20 protein-coding genes are annotated in these 18,275 nt (G+C 46.3%); 19 read left to right on the top strand and 1 reads right to left on the bottom strand.

Annotation, left to right across the window (positions count from 1 at the left end; all coding sequences use genetic code 11):
• Positions 1 to 650: 650 nt before the first annotated feature.
• The 14 genes from rpmH (at position 651) to ychF (ending at position 13,671) form a co-directional block, all read left to right on the top strand.
• Entirely contained in the window at positions 651 to 788 is a 138-nt protein-coding gene (gene rpmH / locus FTX54_RS16765; protein ID WP_147802524.1) for a 50S ribosomal protein L34, read from the top strand.
• 213 nt (positions 789 to 1,001) lie between these two features.
• The gene (gene rnpA / locus FTX54_RS16760; RefSeq protein WP_147802525.1) at positions 1,002 to 1,367 is read left to right on the top strand and encodes a ribonuclease P protein component; all 366 of its coding nucleotides are present in this window, start codon (positions 1,002 to 1,004) and stop codon (positions 1,365 to 1,367) included.
• 4 nt (positions 1,368 to 1,371) lie between these two features.
• Complete coding sequence (gene yidD / locus FTX54_RS16755) at positions 1,372 to 1,605, top strand: membrane protein insertion efficiency factor YidD (RefSeq protein ID WP_147802526.1); 234 nt, start codon at positions 1,372 to 1,374, stop codon at positions 1,603 to 1,605.
• Positions 1,606 to 1,665: 60 nt separating this feature from the next.
• Positions 1,666 to 2,475 (top strand): YidC family membrane integrase SpoIIIJ, encoded by an 810-nt coding sequence (spoIIIJ, locus tag FTX54_RS16750; RefSeq protein WP_246125553.1) that lies wholly within the window; start codon positions 1,666 to 1,668, stop codon positions 2,473 to 2,475.
• Positions 2,475 to 3,092: an RNA-binding cell elongation regulator Jag/EloR gene (jag, locus tag FTX54_RS16745; protein ID WP_147802527.1), complete on the top strand. Its 618-nt coding sequence runs from the start codon at positions 2,475 to 2,477 to the stop codon at positions 3,090 to 3,092. Before spoIIIJ ends, jag begins: the two co-directional genes overlap by 1 nt.
• A 317-nt stretch (positions 3,093 to 3,409) precedes the next feature.
• Positions 3,410 to 4,786, top strand: coding sequence for a tRNA uridine-5-carboxymethylaminomethyl(34) synthesis GTPase MnmE (gene mnmE, locus FTX54_RS16740; RefSeq protein ID WP_147802528.1), 1,377 nt, complete (start codon positions 3,410 to 3,412; stop codon positions 4,784 to 4,786).
• A 16-nt stretch (positions 4,787 to 4,802) separates the two neighbouring features.
• Positions 4,803 to 6,695: a tRNA uridine-5-carboxymethylaminomethyl(34) synthesis enzyme MnmG gene (mnmG, locus tag FTX54_RS16735; RefSeq protein WP_147802529.1), complete on the top strand. Its 1,893-nt coding sequence runs from the start codon at positions 4,803 to 4,805 to the stop codon at positions 6,693 to 6,695.
• Between the two features lie 14 nt (positions 6,696 to 6,709).
• On the top strand, positions 6,710 to 7,426 hold the full coding sequence (rsmG, locus tag FTX54_RS16730; RefSeq protein WP_147802530.1) for a 16S rRNA (guanine(527)-N(7))-methyltransferase RsmG: 717 nt from the start codon (positions 6,710 to 6,712) through the stop codon (positions 7,424 to 7,426).
• Positions 7,427 to 8,180: 754 nt separating this feature from the next.
• Entirely contained in the window at positions 8,181 to 9,032 is an 852-nt protein-coding gene (gene noc, locus FTX54_RS16725) for a nucleoid occlusion protein (RefSeq protein WP_147802531.1), read from the top strand.
• A 295-nt stretch (positions 9,033 to 9,327) separates the two neighbouring features.
• A complete protein-coding gene (locus tag FTX54_RS16720; RefSeq protein ID WP_147802532.1) occupies positions 9,328 to 10,089 on the top strand; it encodes a ParA family protein in 762 nt (253 codons plus the stop codon).
• Positions 10,082 to 10,927: a ParB/RepB/Spo0J family partition protein gene (locus FTX54_RS16715; protein ID WP_147802533.1), complete on the top strand. Its 846-nt coding sequence runs from the start codon at positions 10,082 to 10,084 to the stop codon at positions 10,925 to 10,927. Before FTX54_RS16720 ends, FTX54_RS16715 begins: the two co-directional genes overlap by 8 nt.
• Before the next feature lie 86 nt (positions 10,928 to 11,013).
• On the top strand, positions 11,014 to 11,718 hold the full coding sequence (locus FTX54_RS16710) for a DUF554 domain-containing protein (RefSeq protein ID WP_147802534.1): 705 nt from the start codon (positions 11,014 to 11,016) through the stop codon (positions 11,716 to 11,718).
• 136 nt (positions 11,719 to 11,854) lie between these two features.
• Positions 11,855 to 12,052: a DUF951 domain-containing protein gene (locus FTX54_RS16705; protein ID WP_147802535.1), complete on the top strand. Its 198-nt coding sequence runs from the start codon at positions 11,855 to 11,857 to the stop codon at positions 12,050 to 12,052.
• 518 nt (positions 12,053 to 12,570) lie between these two features.
• Complete coding sequence (ychF, locus tag FTX54_RS16700) at positions 12,571 to 13,671, top strand: redox-regulated ATPase YchF (protein ID WP_147802536.1); 1,101 nt, start codon at positions 12,571 to 12,573, stop codon at positions 13,669 to 13,671.
• 197 nt (positions 13,672 to 13,868) lie between these two features.
• Here ychF and FTX54_RS16695 read toward each other — a convergent pair whose 3' ends face one another.
• Positions 13,869 to 14,534, bottom strand: coding sequence for a diphthine--ammonia ligase (locus FTX54_RS16695; RefSeq protein WP_147802817.1), 666 nt, complete (start codon positions 14,532 to 14,534; stop codon positions 13,869 to 13,871).
• Positions 14,535 to 14,628: 94 nt separating this feature from the next.
• Here FTX54_RS16695 and FTX54_RS16690 point away from each other — a divergent pair, with 94 nt between their 5' ends.
• From FTX54_RS16690 to FTX54_RS16670, 5 genes are all read left to right on the top strand, one after another.
• A complete protein-coding gene (locus FTX54_RS16690; protein WP_338485171.1) occupies positions 14,629 to 15,624 on the top strand; it encodes an LLM class flavin-dependent oxidoreductase in 996 nt (331 codons plus the stop codon).
• Between the two features lie 214 nt (positions 15,625 to 15,838).
• Positions 15,839 to 16,126 (top strand): 30S ribosomal protein S6, encoded by a 288-nt coding sequence (rpsF, locus tag FTX54_RS16685; RefSeq protein ID WP_147802538.1) that lies wholly within the window; start codon positions 15,839 to 15,841, stop codon positions 16,124 to 16,126.
• A 40-nt stretch (positions 16,127 to 16,166) separates the two neighbouring features.
• Positions 16,167 to 16,685, top strand: coding sequence for a single-stranded DNA-binding protein (gene ssb / locus FTX54_RS16680; RefSeq protein ID WP_147802539.1), 519 nt, complete (start codon positions 16,167 to 16,169; stop codon positions 16,683 to 16,685).
• Positions 16,686 to 16,729: 44 nt separating this feature from the next.
• On the top strand, positions 16,730 to 16,957 hold the full coding sequence (gene rpsR / locus FTX54_RS16675; RefSeq protein ID WP_147802540.1) for a 30S ribosomal protein S18: 228 nt from the start codon (positions 16,730 to 16,732) through the stop codon (positions 16,955 to 16,957).
• A 374-nt stretch (positions 16,958 to 17,331) separates the two neighbouring features.
• Positions 17,332 to 18,267, top strand: a complete 936-nt coding sequence (locus FTX54_RS16670; RefSeq protein ID WP_147802541.1) for a YybS family protein — start codon at positions 17,332 to 17,334, stop codon at positions 18,265 to 18,267.
• The last annotated feature ends 8 nt before the right edge of the window (positions 18,268 to 18,275 follow it).

Here is an 18,275-nt window from a genome sequence, read left to right as displayed (position 1 = left end):
ACATTTCCCTCCTTTGCTTCCCTTCTGTCGTACAACAGAACGTCGAAAAACTGCTTCCTTCCGCCGGCTTGTACAACCAATGCACAACCTGGATGAATAAACATACACACAGGGGATGTGCATGAACACTATTATAGAAGGAAAGCGGTTGTCAACTCTATTCACAACATTGTGGATAAACTTATCAAGCAGTTTGTATAACTATCCACATGTTTATACACAACTGTGGATAGATTTAATAAGCTGAATATTTTTCCACGATAAAAAACATAACCAGCGTACCAAAAAAACATGATTATGGCAACATTCTTCTGAAGTTATCCACACTATTCAACGGGTTGTGCTTAAAATTTATCCACAGCACTAGATACTGTGAAAAACTTGTGGGCATGGATGTGGAGAAAAAGAAAACGCTCGAAATATTATCCACAGGCATGAAAAAGCAAAGAAAAAAGCGGATTTGTAGAAGAGAAAGGAAATATGGGAAAACAGGTTTTAAAGAGAGGAAAATGAAAGTTGCCCTTGACATGAATAAACGAAAAAATTATAATTTACAAGACTGCCTGCCGCACCCGGCGGTTAAGGCGAGATCGAAGATGACAATAAACAGATTATTGTTTTAATATGAGCAATCAGGAGGTGTATTTCACATGGGTAAGCCAACATTTAATCCAAATAACCGTAAGCGCAAAAAAAACCACGGTTTCCGTGCACGCATGGCGACTAAAAACGGCCGTAAGGTCCTTTCCAACCGCCGTCGTAAAGGAAGAAAGGTTCTATCTGCGTAACAAAAAGACCACTGGGCGATCAGTGGTCTTTTTTTACAAAGCAGAAGAAATTTTAATATAAATGAGCGTGCAGCTGTCCTTGAAGAACCTGCGGGACAGCTTCTTATATGTAAGGACGTCACAGAACGGTCACGTTCGGCCATTGAATCAGCCCATAAGATTAGGTAAAATGAATAGCGTCACCGGCGCTGTTATTTAAAGAGGTGCCCGTGAATGAAAAAGCAGCATCGATTAAAGAAAAATGAAGAATTTCAGCACGTATTTCAGCGAGGCAGTTCGGCAGCGAACCGGCAATTTGTTGTTTACCAGCTCCCGAGACAGGAGCAGACACATATACGAATCGGACTTTCTGTAAGTAAGAAACTCGGTAATGCCGTGCAGCGAAACCGCATTAAACGGTTAATGAAAGAAGTGCTCCGCGATCTTACAGAAGACCTTAAGCAGGAATACGACGTCGTCATCATTGCCCGTAAACCGGCGGCTTCCATGGAATTAGAAGAGGTAACTAAATCACTCAGGCATGTTCTGAAAGTGGCTAAGCTTTTCAAACCGAAGAGCCGGACAAAATCTTTGAGGTGAAGTCATGACAAAACTCCTGATGGGAATGATTCGTCTTTATCAGAGATATATTTCCCGGTTCACCCCTGCTTCCTGCCGTTTTTATCCAACTTGTTCCCATTACGGAATCGAGGCACTGCAGGTCCACGGACCGTGGAAAGGATTGTATCTGACGGTAAGACGCCTGTTGAAATGCCACCCTTTCCATCCGGGCGGAATAGATCCCGTGCCGGAGAAAAAGAAGCCTCCGATGGAATAAAAAACAGGAAAAAGAAGGAATTTTATTGTCTTGTGACGAAAAAGATAGGAGGACCAAGAAGTGGTTAAGAAAATAAGTATGGCATCTTTGTTTATTGGCATCATGCTTTTGATGAGCGGGTGTTTTAACATTGATGAACCGATTAAGTCAGATGCAAGCGGTATTTGGGATCCGTTTTTTGTTTATCCATTATCCTGGCTGATGACAACTATTGCAGATGCCCTTAATAACAGCTATGGACTAGCTATTATTATCGTAACAATCATCCTTCGTATCCTCATTCTTCCGCTTATGATTAAGCAGACGAAGAGTACGAAAGCAATGCAGGCGCTTCAGCCGCAGATGAAAGAACTGCGTGAGAAATACAGTGCGAAGGACCAGCAGACGCAGCAGAAGCTCCAGAAAGAAATGATGGAACTGTTTCAGACGCACGGAGTAAATCCGCTTGCCGGCTGCCTGCCTATTTTAGTGCAGATGCCGATTCTCATTGCTTTTTATCACGCGATCATCCGCACACCGCAGATCAATCCGGAGGTCGACCCGGGTTATACGGGAGCGGCACAGGAATTTTTATGGTTTGAACTTGGAAGTGCTGATCCATTTTTCCTGCTTCCGCTTATCGCCGGGGCAACGACATTTATTCAGCAGAAAATGATGATGGTCCAGGACAACCCGCAGATGAAAGCTCTTCTTTATATTATGCCTATCATGATTATGGCATTCGCGGCATTCTTCCCATCTGCTCTGGCCTTGTACTGGGTTATCGGTAACCTCTTTATGATTGTACAGACTTACTTCATTACAGGTCCGAACGTAGGCAAGAGCAAAGGAGATGCAAAGGAAGCTAAAGCGGGGGGAGAGAAAAGCTAGTGAACAAAGTGACAGCATCAGGGAGTACAGTAGAAGAAGCAGTAGCAAAGGGACTGGAAAAATTAGACGCAGAACGCAGTGACGTGCACATTCACGTCATTGAAGAAGCTCAAAAAGCCCTTTTTGGTCTTTTCGGCGGTAAGCCGGCAGTGGTCGAGCTTACCCGAAAACCTGATCCTGTTAAAGCAGGACTGAACTTCTTACGGGAAACAATTGATCATATGGGTGTGACCGCAAGTGTACAAATAGAAGAGCGCAGGGACGGCCTCTACTTTAATATAAGCGGAAAAGAAATCGGGGTGCTGATCGGCAAACGCGGACAGACACTCGATTCTCTTCAATACCTTGTTAATCTTGCGGCAAATAAGCTCTCCGACAGCTATGTACGGATTCACCTCGATGCAGAGGGATACCGCGCACGCCGCAAAGAGGCGCTGGAAACTCTGGCGGATCGTATTGCCAAAAAAGCCGTGCGAATCAATCAGGAAGTCCGGCTTGAGCCGATGAGTTCCCATGAACGCAAAGTTATTCACACCGCCCTTCAAAATGATCCAAGTGTAGAAACTGACTCGGACGGCAAAGAGCCGAACCGGCGCGTCATTGTTAAGCCGAAGTAATTGTTCTCACCTGAGACTGTCCTCGAAAGACTGCCTTCCGGGCAGTCTTTTTTAGTATGCAGAAACCTTTCCATAAGGTTGAAAATATGATAATCTAGTAAGTTGGAATCAAAGCATAAATCGAAGTACTTGTAATCCATGAAAGAAACATATATCCACATCCGGCCAGGAAGCGAAAATCCCACCGGTTAATAACACGCACATTAACGAAGCTTACATTTTAAAAGAAACTCTATTCAGCACTCCGAATATAAAATTCCATTAAATGGAATAACATTCATAAAAAACGAGGAAGAGTAGAAAGGAGGAGGAAGCTGATGGATATCGATACAATTGCCGCAATTTCCACCCCGATGGGAGAAGGAGCAATCGGCATCGTGCGTATCAGCGGGGAAGATGCAGTCGCCGCTGCGGACAAGCTTTACAAAGGGCCGCGGCGGCTTGAGGAAGTCGATACGCATACGATTAACTACGGGCATATTCAGGATCCCGACACAGAAGAGACGATTGAAGAAGCGATGGTCTCGGTTCTCCGCGCGCCGAAGACGTATACGAAGGAAGACATTATTGAAATAAACTGCCATGGCGGTTTAACATCCGTCAACCGCGTGCTGCAGCTTGTCCTGCGTCATGGCGTGCGTCTTGCCGAACCGGGAGAATTTACTAAGCGGGCGTTTTTAAACGGACGCATCGATCTTTCTCAGGCTGAAGCAGTAATGGACTTGATCCGTGCCAAGACGGACCGGGCGATGAATGTCGCGATGAATCAGGTCGAGGGAAAGCTTTCAACAAGAATTCAGTCTCTGCGCCAGAAGCTTTTGGAGACAGTGGCAAGTGTTGAAGTGAATATTGATTATCCGGAATATGATGCGGAAGAAATGACGCTCGACATGATCAGGGAAAAAGGTTCGGAAGTAAGAGATGCTGTCGATCAGCTGCTGATGACAGCGCATCAGGGTAAGATTCTCCGCGAAGGTCTTTCCACTGTCATAATGGGGCGGCCGAACGTCGGTAAATCCTCTCTTTTAAACAGTCTTGTCCACGAGAATAAGGCAATTGTCACGGACGTGCCGGGAACGACGAGAGACGTCGTCGAAGAGTATGTCAATGTCCGGGGGGTGCCGCTCCGCCTTCTCGATACTGCAGGTATCCGTGAAACCGAAGATATTGTGGAACGTCTCGGTGTGGAGCGGTCCCGTAAAGTAGTAAAGGATGCCGAACTTGCCCTGCTTGTGTTAAATTATAACGAAGTACTGACAGAAGCAGATGAGGAATTATTCAAGCTTATAAGAGATCAGGATTCAATTATTATTATAAATAAAACCGATCTGGAAGCGCGCATTTCCCTCGACCGGGTCCGCGAGCTTGCCAATGGCAATCCGGTCATTTCCACTTCGCTTTTAAAAGATGAAGGGGTGGATGAACTGGAAGAAGCTATTCGTTCTCTTTTCTTTGCCGGGGATATGGATGGAGGAGACATGTCGTACGTTTCCAACTCCCGTCATATCGCCCTTCTTGAACAGGCAAAACGATCCGTGGAAGAAGCACTCGATGCTGCCGAAAACGGCATGCCGATAGATATGGTACAGATTGATATTACGCGCGCCTGGGAAGTGCTGGGCGAAGTTATTGGAGACAGTGTGCAGGAAAGTTTAATCGATCAGTTGTTCTCTCAGTTTTGTTTAGGAAAATAAAAGGAGGAATACCTATATGAGTTATCAAGGAGGAGAGTTTGACGTGATTGTCATCGGAGCCGGACATGCCGGGGTAGAAGCAGGTCTTGCCTCTGCCCGTGCCGGAGCCGATACGCTCATGCTCACTCTTAATCTCGATGCCGTCGCGTTTATGCCGTGTAACCCGTCTGTTGGAGGGCCCGCCAAAGGGATCGTTGTAAGGGAAATTGATGCCCTTGGCGGAGAAATGGCACGAAATATAGATAAAACCCACATCCAGATGAGGATGCTGAATACTGCTAAAGGGCCTGCGGTGAGAGCACTCCGTGCCCAGGCCGACAAGTTTTTGTATCAGCAGGAAATGAAAGAAACAATTGAAAATACCGATAATCTGCTTCTGCGCCAGGGAATGGTGGAAAAACTGATTGTAGAAGACGATACCGTCAAAGGGGTGGTGACCCAGACAGGAGCTGAATACCGCTCCAAAGCCGTTATTGTAACGACCGGAACCTATCTGCGGGGAAAGGTAATTCTCGGAGAACTCTCCTACGAGAGCGGTCCGAATAATATGCAGCCGTCTGTAAACCTGTCCTACCATCTTCAGGAGCTCGGCTTTAAAATGGAACGCTTCAAAACAGGAACGCCTCCGCGTGTAAAAGGTTCCACGATTGACTACGACAAAACAGAAATTCAGCCGGGGGACGATGTACCGCGTGCCTTTTCCTATGAAACGGTCGATTATATCACTGATCAGCTCCCGTGCTGGCTCACCTATACAAACGAAGAAACGCACGAGTATATTAACAACAACCTCACGCGTTCTCCGATGTATTCGGGCATGATCGAAGGAACAGGACCGCGCTACTGCCCTTCCATTGAAGACAAGGTAGTCCGCTTTAGTGATAAGCCGCGCCACCAGATCTTTCTGGAACCGGAAGGCCGGAATACGAAGGAGGTCTACGTACAGGGCCTTTCCACAAGTCTGCCGGAAGACGTCCAGCACAACATTCTCAAAACGATTCCAGGTCTCGAGCACGTTCAGATGATGCGTCCCGGCTATGCGATCGAATACGATGCAATAGTACCGACTCAGCTGTGGCCGTCTCTTGAAACAAAAAAGGTCAGCGGACTGTTTACAGCCGGTCAGATTAACGGGACAAGCGGGTATGAGGAAGCAGCCGGTCAGGGCATTATGGCTGGCATTAATGCTGCGATGAAAGTACAGGAGCGGGATCCGGTTATTCTTGACCGCTCGGAAGCGTATATCGGTGTCCTCATCGATGATCTCGTTACGAAAGGGACAGAAGAGCCATATCGTCTGCTGACGTCCCGGGCAGAATACCGCCTGCTTCTCCGCCATGACAATGCGGATCTGCGTCTGACGGAAAAAGGCCATGAAATCGGATTAATTTCTGATGAACGATTCGCCCGCTTTCAGCAGAAAAAAGCAGATATATCTGAAGAAATAAAGCGTCTGGAAAAAACGACCGTTAAAGTAACGGAAGAAACCCGGCGTGTCATGGAGGACCAGGGCTCTTCTCCTATTAAAGAAGCAGCGAATGCGGCCGTTCTTTTGAAACGACCGGAAATGACGTATGCGGAAATCGAACAGATGGCGCCGTCTGATAAAGAACTGGAACCCGACGTGAAAGAACAAGTCGAGATCCACGTGAAATATCAGGGGTATATTGCAAAACAGCTCGAACAGGTAGGGAAGTTAAAGAAAATGGAAAATAAAAAACTTCCGGAGGATCTCGACTATCATGCAATCAAAGGACTTGCTCTGGAAGCGCGGGAAAAATTGGCTGAAGTACGGCCGCTGTCAATGGCTCAGGCTTCACGCGTATCAGGAGTTAACCCGGCGGACGTTTCTGTTCTTCTCGTTTACATGGAGCAGGGACGATTGCAGCGGGTCACAGCAGAAGCATAGAGAGGCGGCAGGTCATGGATGAACAAACGTTGGTAAATGCACTGGAAGAGCAGAATATTACGCTTGATGATGAGCAGAAAAAGCGGCTTGCCCGCTACTATGAAGTGCTCGTCGATTGGAATGAGCGGATGAATCTCACAGCTATCACAGAAAAGGATGCAGTCTATTTGAAGCATTTCTATGATTCGCTTACAGCTGCTTTCTCCTTCGATTTCAAGCGCCCGCTGCGGATCGTGGACGTAGGGGCAGGGGCAGGATTTCCCAGCCTCCCGCTGAAAATCTGTTTCCCGGAGATCAATGTAACGATTGTCGATTCGCTTAACAAACGTATTACTTTTTTAAATGCCCTTGCTGAGGAACTCGGTTTAACGGGAGTCGCTTTTCATCATGACCGGGCAGAGCAGTTTGCCCGCAAACCGGACCACCGGGATCAGTACGATGTAGCTATATCCCGTGCGGTAGCAAGAATGCCGGTGCTTACAGAGCTCTGTCTTCCGCTCGTAAAGGAAAATGGAATGTTCATTGCTATGAAAGCTGCGGGCGCCGGAGAAGAATTAAAGGATGCACAAAAAGCGATTAAGCTTCTTGGAGGAAAAGTAGAGAATACGATTGATTTTTCGCTTCCTGAAAATGGTGGAGAACGATCGATTATTCATATAAGAAAAGCAGGCAGTACTCCGAAAAAGTATCCGAGAAAGCCGGGAACCCCGAATAAGGAGCCGATTTTATAAACGGTTTCTTATCCGGGAAAAACGTTTGTTCTTAACGATCCGTAATACAGCAGGAAAGTGCAAAGAGAGCGGGGATCTTCTCAGGAAGAGCCTCCTCTCTTTGCTTTTTTCATGATATAATCGCGGAGGTATTCAACTATATAAATTGAACTTAATATTTATATAGTTGAATCAATTTCATAAGTTTGTGTAAGAAAAGGGCTTCCAAAGATGGTGAATGATTTCCACTTCAGACGGACGCTTTCCGCGGGGCTCGTTTTCAACTAATTCTTCCAGTTTTGTACACTGGAAGAATGGATTTTCAGACTTCGCTTTATCCTGCCGGAGCCGCCGTCTGCCGTTTCAATCATCCGATTTCATATACGAATATTCCCATCATAAATGGATAACATGGTCGTTAAAATAACTTGAAAAGTATATTATGAAATTGTTTCAGGTAGGATGTATGACCGTGAAAGCGGCCTTATCTATCGAAAGAAAGAAGGGCGTTATCCTTTTTAAAGGCAGAGCGTACCTGCAGGAAGAACAGAAAAGCAGGACAGGCTGCTGAAGTGGAAATGGGGCGGCTCCAGGGCGAATAAGGTTGAGTCGAAGATCCATCCCGCCCGGAAAACGTCCCCATGGAAACGAAAGCGGTCGTTTACAGAAGCGGAAACGAATTATGAAGTTCAACATATACAGAAACATAGTTCCTGCTCCTCTGTTTCACGTGAAACAGAGGAGCAGAAGGAAGATTTGTAAGGGTGGTGTCCCTATGAAACAGTCAATTTCGAAGTTATTTGGGTTAGGCGAGAAAAAAGAGGTTTCTTCTGAAGACGCACAGGAGGGAACGGAAGAAGCAGTACAACAGGTCGCCGTGGAAAGCCTCCTGCCAAACCGGTTTCAGCCGCGGACAATCTTTAATGAGGAAAAAATTGAAGAACTGGCGCAGACGATCGATACTCACGGAATGATCCAGCCGATTGTCGTACGCCAAAGTGATGGCAGTTACGAAATTATTGCAGGGGAAAGACGGTGGCGGGCAGCCCGGCATGCAGGTCTTGATAAAGTACCGGTCGTTGTTAAAAATTTTGATGATACAAAAACGGCTTCCGTAGCTCTGATTGAAAATCTGCAGCGGGAAGGACTGACCTCGATAGAAGAAGCCAATGCATATGCTAGTCTTCTGGAACTTCACGAACTGACGCAGGGGGAGCTGGCAAAACGTCTCGGAAAAAGCCAGTCCACTATCGCAAACAAGCTGCGGCTTTTACAGCTTACAGAAGCAGGGAAGCAGAAGCTGCTTACAAGAGAAATCAGCGAGCGTCACGCCCGTGCGCTTCTGCCCGTAAAAGAAGAAAGCGCCCAGAACGACCTTCTGGAAAAAATCATTACAGAAAACTGGAATGTAAAAGAAACAGAAGCAGCTGTAGAAAAACGGACTGCCGAACTAAAACCTGTCCAGAAAAAGAACGTGCGTAAAAGCCGCTCCAAGGATACAAGACTTGCGATGAACACGATCCGCAAGTCGGTCGACATGGTGCAGGAGTCTGGACTGAAAATCGATACAGAGGAAGAAGAAACGGAAGAGCACTATCAATTTACGATCCGCATTCCGAAAGCATAGCTATACTGCAAAGCTGCTGAAACATACCACTCTCTCTTACAGGGATGTGGTATTTTTAGTATAGAAATCCGGTGAGAAGTCCTGATGGAAAAGGAAGGAACGAGGCCCTTGGAAAGCTTCTGCCGCTGCTTGCAGGAAAATAGAATTTGTCTGCTTGTTGAAAAACCGATTTTTCATTTTTTCAGCGGTCCGGCAGAAAGGCACTTTCAGATAAGACTTGTCCGTTTCTTTTGTAGTTTTTCATGGTAGAATAAAAAGCAAAGTTTCACAGTTCAGTGAGGCAGGTGACAGCAGAGTGGGTAAAGTAATTGCAATTGCAAATCAAAAAGGCGGTGTCGGCAAAACAACTACCGCGGTAAACTTAAGTGCAAGTCTCGTAAAAGAAGGAAAAAAAGTGCTCATTATCGATATTGATCCTCAGGGCAATACGACGAGCGGAATCGGTATTAATAAAGGTGACATCCACGAATGTATTTATAACGTTCTGGTGGAAGAACAAAGTCTTCATAATGTGATCGTTCCTACATCTATGGAAGGACTGGATGTCGTCCCGTCAACGATTCAGCTTGCAGGAGCGGAGATCGAACTCGTTTCTGCTATTTCACGGGAAATCCGTTTAAAAAAAGCGGTGGACGAAATGAAAGATGCCTATAACTACATCATCATTGACTGTCCGCCGTCGCTCGGCCTTCTGACGCTGAATTCGCTCTCAGCAGCAGATACTGTGATGATTCCGGTCCAGTGCGAATACTATGCCATGGAAGGACTCAGCCAGCTGCTGAATACAATTCGTCTCGTACAGAAGCATTTGAACAATGAGTTAATGATTGAGGGCGTCCTCCTGACGATGCTCGATAAAAGAACGAATCTCGGTATGCAGGTAATGGAGGAAGTGAAAAAGTATTTTCGGGAAAAAGTATTCGAAACTATTATCCCGCGTACTGTCCGCCTCGGAGAAGCTCCGAGCTATGGGGAATCGATCGTCACGTATGACCCTAAATCCAGAGGGGCGAGTGTTTACGCGGAGTTAGCAAAGGAAGTGATCAGCCATGGGTAAAGGACTCGGAAAAGGCATCAATGCTTTTTTCCCTAATGCTTCAAAGGATACGGAACTGCAGGTCGAAGAAATTAAGCTGACAGATATCCGGCCCAATCCTTATCAGCCTCGAAAAATATTTGACGAAACGGGGCTTCAGGAGCTTTCGGAATCAATAAGTGCGCATGGGGTCATTCAGCCGATTATGCTTCGCAGGAGTATTAAAGGATATGAAATCGTGGTTGGTGAAAGACGGTTTCGTGCTTCAAAGCTAGCAGGACAAAAAACGATTCCGGCCGTCGTCAAGGAACTTTCCGATGATGAAATGATGGAGCTTGCGCTCGTGGAAAATCTGCAGCGGGAGAATTTAAATCCGCTTGAGGAAGCTAAAGCTTATCAGAAATTAATGGAACACCTGCAGATCACGCAGGACGACCTGGCGCAGCGTCTCGGCAAAAGCCGGCCGCATATCGCCAATTATGTGCGTCTTCTGCAGCTTCCCCTGATGGTGCAGGAGTACCTGTCGGAAGGAAAACTGACGATGGGACACGCCCGCTCGCTTCTCGGTTTAAAAAACACCCAGCAGCTCAGTTCTCTTCTGCAGAAAATCGTACAGGAGCAGATGAGTGTAAGGCAGCTGGAAGAGTGGGTGAAACGGGCAAATCAGGACGTTTCACGTGAAACAAAGAAAAAACCTGCGGTCTCGAAGCTTGTGAAGTCCAGAGAATCGCAGCTGAAAACCTACTTCGGGACGAATGTCCAGATCAAACCGGGCAGGAAAAAAGGGAAAATAGAAATTGATTATTTTAACGAAGAAGATCTGGAACGTATTTTCCACCTTCTGCACAAGGAAGACTAAAGCCGGCCCGTTGGGGGAGACATCCTGCTGACGGGCTTTTGCACGGAAAGAGCAAGAAATACATAAGCGGGGCAGGGGTCACAGTTATGATATTGTTTGGAACTATTGTGAATGGCCTGGCAATCATAGCAGGCGCATTAATCGGAACGAAGCTGACCCGGTTTTCCAAGAGTATGCAGGAAACCGTTATGAAAGCAATCGGGCTGGCCGTGCTTATTCTGGGGCTGGATATGGCAATGGAAGGAGACGAATTTCTGCTTGTCATTTTCAGTCTTGCCCTCGGCGGCATGCTCGGCGAACGCTGGAATCTTGAAGGAAAATTGAACCGTATCGGTTACTGGATGGAGCAGAAATGGAAGAAAGAAGAAGGAAGCTCACTCGCAGAAGGTTTTATTGCCTCCACTCTTCTTTTTGTAGTAGGGGCTATGGCAATCATTGGAGCTCTGGACAGCGGATTCCGGCAGGATCATTCTGTTCTGCTTACGAAAGCGGTTCTCGACGGCTTCACCTCTATCATCTTTGCGGCTACACTCGGCATAGGGGTAATGTTTTCAGCTGTTCCTGTAGTCCTTTATCAAGGATCCATAGCGATAGCTGCGACGTGGATTATCCGTTTTATACCAGAAAATCAGCTGGACCTCGTTATTAATGAATTAACGGCGGTGGGCGGCATTATGATTATCGGCATCGGCCTGAACCTCCTTGGAGTTCCTAAAATACGTATTGCCAACCTTCTTCCAGCTATCTTTCTTATTGTATTGTTTGTTTTTGTTCAGAACTGGCTGTTTTAAAGTATGATGATTGGAAGTGCAGTTTCTTCCAACAAACTCCTGGAGAAGCTGAAAGAAAAAAAGTTTGTTTTTACTGAAATTGATTTTAAAAGTAGAATATTCTTATAAGAAAATGTTGAGACAAGGGGGACTTTACATGGCGCATCCGGAATTTGCATTAAATGATATTGTAGAGATGAAAAAACAGCACCCGTGCGGTGAGAACCGCTGGAAAATTGTGCGGATGGGGATGGATATCCGCATTAAATGTATGGGGTGCCAGCACAGTATTATGATGCCGCGTAAAGAATTTGAAAAGAAAATGAAGCGTGTTACGGAAAAGAATCAGGATTAGAATCAGAGCTGTTCTTTCTTTTAGCTGTGTTAAAGCATTCTGTTGCTGATAAATGTAGAAAACTCTGCTTCGTTTTTTCGTGAACTATACTTGATTAGAAAGTAGATGCTGCTCTGTATCTTTACCGTAAGCTGCATGGCACATGGGGCGGCTGGCCCCACACCGCCCGACCGCAGGGAGGACGGAATTAGCTGAGACCGGCCCTGCGCCCCAATGGGAACGAAAACGACCGTTTATTGATTATCTGCTTTATTTTCAAGGCAGCCGTTCTTTTAAAAAATTATTCGAAGTACGAATATAGGCAGATCAATTCTGAAGATCTTCATGATGGAGCGTTCATGAAGATCTTTTTAATTGCACAGCCTTGGCAGGAGACTTTGAGATCTTCGATTCTCTGGGGCAGTGTTTCTTTATTTTCATCCGGAAACTCTGTAGTTGCGTTCTGCTTTATAACTCTCTATAATTGATAAGGATGTAGACATGACGGAAGAATGTTTGAAAAAGGAGCAATGAATAATATGGCTTTAACAACAGGAATCGTTGGCTTGCCCAATGTCGGGAAGTCCACGTTATTTAACGCAATCACTCAGGCAGGAGCAGAATCGGCGAACTATCCGTTCTGTACGATCGATCCTAACGTCGGGATTGTAGAAGTGCCGGACTACCGGCTGCAGAAGCTGACAGAAATGGTCGACCCTCATAAAACAGTACCTACCGCTTTCGAATTTACTGATATCGCTGGAATAGTGGAAGGAGCAAGCAAGGGAGAAGGGCTTGGCAACAAGTTTTTATCCCACATCCGTGAAGTGGATGCTATCTCCCACGTAGTACGCTGCTTTAACGACGATAATGTAACGCATGTTTCCGGAAACGTCGATCCGATACGGGATATTCAGGTGATCAATCTGGAACTTATCCTCGCTGATTTGGAATCGGTCGAAAAGCGGATCGGAAAAGTAGAAAAAATGGCAAAATCCAAAGATAAGGAAGCGATGGCGGAATTTGAAGTCCTGAAAAAACTTCAGGACGCTTTCGAGGAAGAACGCCCTGCCCGGAGCATTGACTTTTCAAAAGAAGAAAAGAAAATTGTAAAAGGTTTTCAGCTTCTTACCGAGAAGCCGGTTCTTTACGTGGCAAATGTCAGTGAAGACGAAATCGGTGAAGCTGATCAAAACCCTTACGTACAGAAAGTGAGAGATTTTGCTGCGCAGGAAAATTCCGAAGTCATCGTCATCTGTGCGAAAATCGAGTCGGAGATTGCTGAACTTGAAGGAGATGAAAAGCAGGAATTTCTGGAGGATCTGGGAATTGCGGAGGCTGGTCTTGATCAGCTGATCCGTGCTGCCTATGCGCTGCTCGGTCTGGATACCTATTTCACTGCCGGTAAGCAGGAAGTGCGTGCCTGGACAATCCACCGCGGCACGAAAGCTCCTCAGGCGGCCGGTGTTATCCATACTGACTTTGAGCGCGGTTTCATCCGTGCGGAAGTGGTTTCCTATACCGACCTGATTGATGCCGGAAATATGGGTGCTGCAAAAGAAAAAGGCAATGTACGCCTCGAAGGAAAAGAATACATCGTCAAGGACGGCGACGTAATTCATTTCCGATTCAACGTTTAATAAAGAAATGCTGTTTCTGCGGGCACCTCGTAAAAAATATGCATGAGGAACAGGATAAACAGTCTCTTCTTCCTGGTGCTCGGGAATAGTGCAAAAAGAACCTGCCGCGGCAGGTTCTTTTCTTTATTTCATCAAGCTTTTTGTTCAGAAGGTCGTAACAGCTTTCCTGCATGCTAAGCAGCATTTACTTCATTTGGTTATCCAACCTGAAGGACTACAGGCAGAAAGGCATAACCTTCATGTCGTTCAACTTCTTTGAAGGAAACCGGTATTCGCCTGTTAAAGAGAGGGCCATCTACAACGACGGTGTGAAATTCTCCTTCTTCCCCACAGGCATCAATACCGCGTTCTTCAATTTCAGCAATTGCTTCTTCGTCGAGTACTCTTCCGAGGAAGGTAGCGGGAAGTTTGTTTTCATCGACGACGATAATGACGGATTCAAATCCTGCATCTAAAAGTTCGGTTAATACCTGCCGGCGTTCTTTTTTCCAGAGCGGATGGTAGGAGGTAATGCCTCCTTTTTCACAATTCCGCTGCACCCATTCCAGATGGTCTTCGAGGTCAATATCACCAAATACGCCGTAATTTACGCCGTTTCGTTTCATAATTTCCATTAATTCAAGAAATTTTTTCTGGTAGGAGGCCCAGGAAGCCCCACGGATGATGAGCGGTACGTCCATTGCATCTGCCTGTGCCTGGATCACCCCGTAAGGAAGAGAATGGGACCGCGAATATTCCTCATTTTCTTCGAACATTGAAAGAAGACAGGCCGGGCTGCCGCCTTCCTGTAATGCCTGATAATGAGCTAAAGCGGAATCTTTTCCGCCGCTCCATGAAGTGAAATAACGCTGACCGTTAATCATTCCGTTAATCATCCTTTCCAATCGTTTCGGCTGAAGCCGTTTTCATTATTATGGCATACTGAACGGAGGAAGGAAACGGACGAAAGGAGAATAAATGGTGAAAATAGGAATCTTGGATCAAGTGCCGCTTCAGGAAGGAATTTCTGTTCCTGAAGCGGTTCAGCATACGATCGAGCTTGTTAAAAAAGCGGAAGTCTGGGGTTATAACCGCTACTGGTTCGCTGAACATCACGGTACAAATGGACTATTAAGTGCTGCCCCGGAACTCTGGATAGGGCGGGCCGGAGCAGAAACGTCGACGATCATTCTCGGAGCAGGAGGTATTCTCCTGCCCCAGTACAGCCCGCTTAAAACAGCAGAAACGTTTTCAACATTGGCTGCTTTTTATCCCGGACGGATTGAGCTTGGTGTCGGACGTTCTCCCGGAGGAAGTGAGCGTACCAGACAGGCGCTGACGGATGGCGCGGAAAAAAATTTTCAGGCTTTTCCGCAGCAGCTGGATGATACAGCTGGTTTTCTGCACGACAGTCTGTCTTTAAAACATCCGTACCGAATCGTTAAAAAAACTCCGAGGCAGGCTCCGATTCCGCCGATGTGGCTGCTCGGTCTCTCTCCAGAAAGTGGAAAGCTGGCCGGAGAACGGGGGATGGGTCTGGTTTTTGGGTATTTTATTAACCCGGACCGGGCTGAAGAAACAATTGCATCCTACCGGGAATCCTGTGCAGAAGCAGGTTTTGAGCCGCGGATTATTATATGTATTTTTGCCGTTTGTGCAGAAACAGAGGAAGAAGCGGAGAGGCTGGCAGTAATTCAGGATCATTGGCTCGCAGGCGTCCCGAAAGGAAACACGATTGTTCCTTCACCTGAGTCAATCGCAGAAAAACGGGTTTCTGATGAAGAAAAAGCCCGGATGCACCATGAGCGGCGCCGGGTGATTGCTGGAAGCCCCGAAAAGATCAAAAAAGAGCTGAAAAAACTGCAGCGGCTTTTTGGAACCGATGAATTTTTACTGATCAACAACACACACGGACCGAAAGCAAGAGAGAGCTCCTTCAAGCTGATTGCCGAAGCCGTATTGGAAGACAAATGACGGAAATGATGCCGGAGATGTTTGTAAAAGTACAAAACGGACTGGATGGAAGTTCAGGGAAGGGAGTACTTCAAGGCAGCTTCGTTTTCAAAGAAATCGTCTATTGATTCCCGTTTGTCTGTCTGCTATAATAAGCACTTGCGAGCAAAACGACTCGCTCCTTGCTCTTTTTCAAAATTGGGGAAAGGGCCTAGTCCAAAAGGAGGTGACACACATGCGCAACTACGAAATTATGTACATCATTCGTCCAGATATTGAGGAAGCTCAAACGAAAGAAACAGTTGAGCGTTTCAATAAGATTCTTACGGATAATGGCGCAGAAGTTACGGAAACAGAGGAAAAAGGAAAAAAACGTCTCGCTTATGAGATTAATGACTTTCCTGAAGGCTTCTATGTAATTCTTCAAGTTAAAGCTGAAAAGCCGGCACTTGACGAGTTCAACCGCCTGAGCTCTATTAACGATAACATCTTGCGTTCGATGATTGTTCGCGAAGATGACTGATCATATGTTTGATTGAAACCACATCCAGGGAGGAATTCGGATGATTAACCGCGTTGTTCTAGTTGGACGCTTAACGAAAGACCCGGAGCTGCGTTATACGGCAAACGGCATTGCAGTAGCGACATTTACGCTTGCAGTCAACCGTCCGTTTTCAAACCAGCAGGGCAATCGTGAAGCTGACTTCATTAATACTGTAGTTTGGAGAAAGCAGGCGGAAAACGTCGCCAACTACCTGAAAAAAGGAAGCATGGCCGGCGTAGACGGCCGCATCCAGACCCGCAGCTTCGATAATAACGAAGGCCGTCGTATTTTTATGACAGAAGTAGTAGCCGAGAGCGTTCAGTTTCTGGAACCGCGCGGGTCTTCCCAGGGCGGAGGCCAGCAGTACGGAGATTCCGGCCAGCAGGCACCTCAAGGGGGCCAGAGCGGCTCCACAGGGGGGCAGGGCGCCGGTTCCGGATCTGCTTCCGGTGGTTTCGGTCAAGGTTCATCCAACGATGATCCGTTTGCCGGTGAAGGCAAGCCGATCGATATCGATGATGACGATCTTCCGTTCTAAGAAACGGTTGTTGAATATAAAATATTAAAAGGAGGTTTTGCTCTATGGCACGTCGTGGTCGGCCTAGACGCCGTAAAGTCTGTTACTTCACGGTCAATAAGATTAAGAAAATTGACTATAAGGACACAGACCTGCTTAAGAAATTTGTTTCCGAGCGTGGAAAGATTCTTCCCCGCCGGGTAACCGGAACATCTGCGAAGTATCAGCGCCAGCTTACACGAGCGGTTAAACGTTCACGTACAATGGCACTTCTTCCATTTGTTACGGAGTAGTAACAATAATAAACCCCCGTTATGACCGATCATAGCGGGGGTTTTTTCTATGAAGAAAAAATCTCTCTAAGCCGCAGGTCCTGATTTTTTTGGTTTTTAAAGCGTAAGCGTGATAAAATATACTTCTGATTTCATTCCTGAGTTTTTTTGAAATATAGAAAAACGAAGCGGAAACCGGCGGACGCCTGTGGAAGAAGGAGATTGGAAGATCCCGCAAGGCGCAGCCCAAGGAAGCTGGAAAGCTCCTCCACGGCAGGCCGAAGTGAAGTTTTCTTATATATATCAACACCAGACTTAACACAGCTTAAAATTTACGTTCCTCTTATATAAAACAGACGATAAAAAGAAACTTTTGGAAAAGAAGGTGCAGTTTGATGGATAAGTCTTCCGTAGTCCGCGACGGTGTAGTTGCAGCAGGCATATTTATGGCACTTGTCCTTGCCGCCCTGCTCATTCCTTTTGCAGGCTTGATCCTGTTGTTTTTTATCCCGGTTCCGATGGTGATTTATACATATAAATATGGATGGCAGGCGGGTGTTTTCGTTTCTCTGTTTATTCTGATGCTGCTCTCTCTCGTTGTCGGAGCTTTTTCCCCGATAGTGATCATTATTTTTGCTTCGGCAGGAATTGCCATTGGAGAATTGTATAAACGGGGAGAAAGCGCGTTCGGCGTCTACGCCGGAACAGCCTTAAGCGTTGTACTCGGTATTGTCATTACCTACGTCGGGATTATGGCATTAACAGATACCGATCCTGTGCGCCAGCTTCAGCTGACAATGGAAGAATCAATGGAAACGACGGAAAACGTGCTCGGGATAGAAGAAGATCCCGAAGCAGCAGCTCCGCTCTTCGATTTCATTGATAACATAAGTGTCATAGTACCGGCTCTGCTTGTTATTACCGGAGCAGTTACAGCCTTTGTCATGCAGCTTGTCAGCATCTGGTACTTACGGAAGAGGGATTATTCTGCAGCAGGCTTCCCGCCTCTGCGTGAATGGAGTCTTCCAAAATCGTTTATCTGGTATTATCTGCTTGCTATCATCCTTTCGTTTATTAATATAAGCGAAGGGCAGGAAGGAACACTCAACACGCTTGCTTCCAACTTAAATCCTGTAATGGAAGGGCTTATGGTGATCCAGGGTCTCGCTTTTATTTTCTTTTTCTTTCATTGGAAAAAGCTGAACATCGTCCTCCCTATCATCATTACGCTCTCAGTAGTTGTTTTTCCTTTTCTTCTTCCTATTATTAGAATCTTAGGTATAATTGACTTAGGTTTCGACTTGAGAACGCGATTGAAGTCGCAGAAGTAGGAGTTGTA

The sequence above is a fragment of the Alkalicoccus halolimnae genome (assembly GCF_008014775.2).
Taxonomy (GTDB): Bacteria; Bacillota; Bacilli; order Bacillales; family Salisediminibacteriaceae; genus Alkalicoccus; species Alkalicoccus halolimnae.
This window is presented reverse-complemented; position numbering and strand designations above follow the sequence as displayed.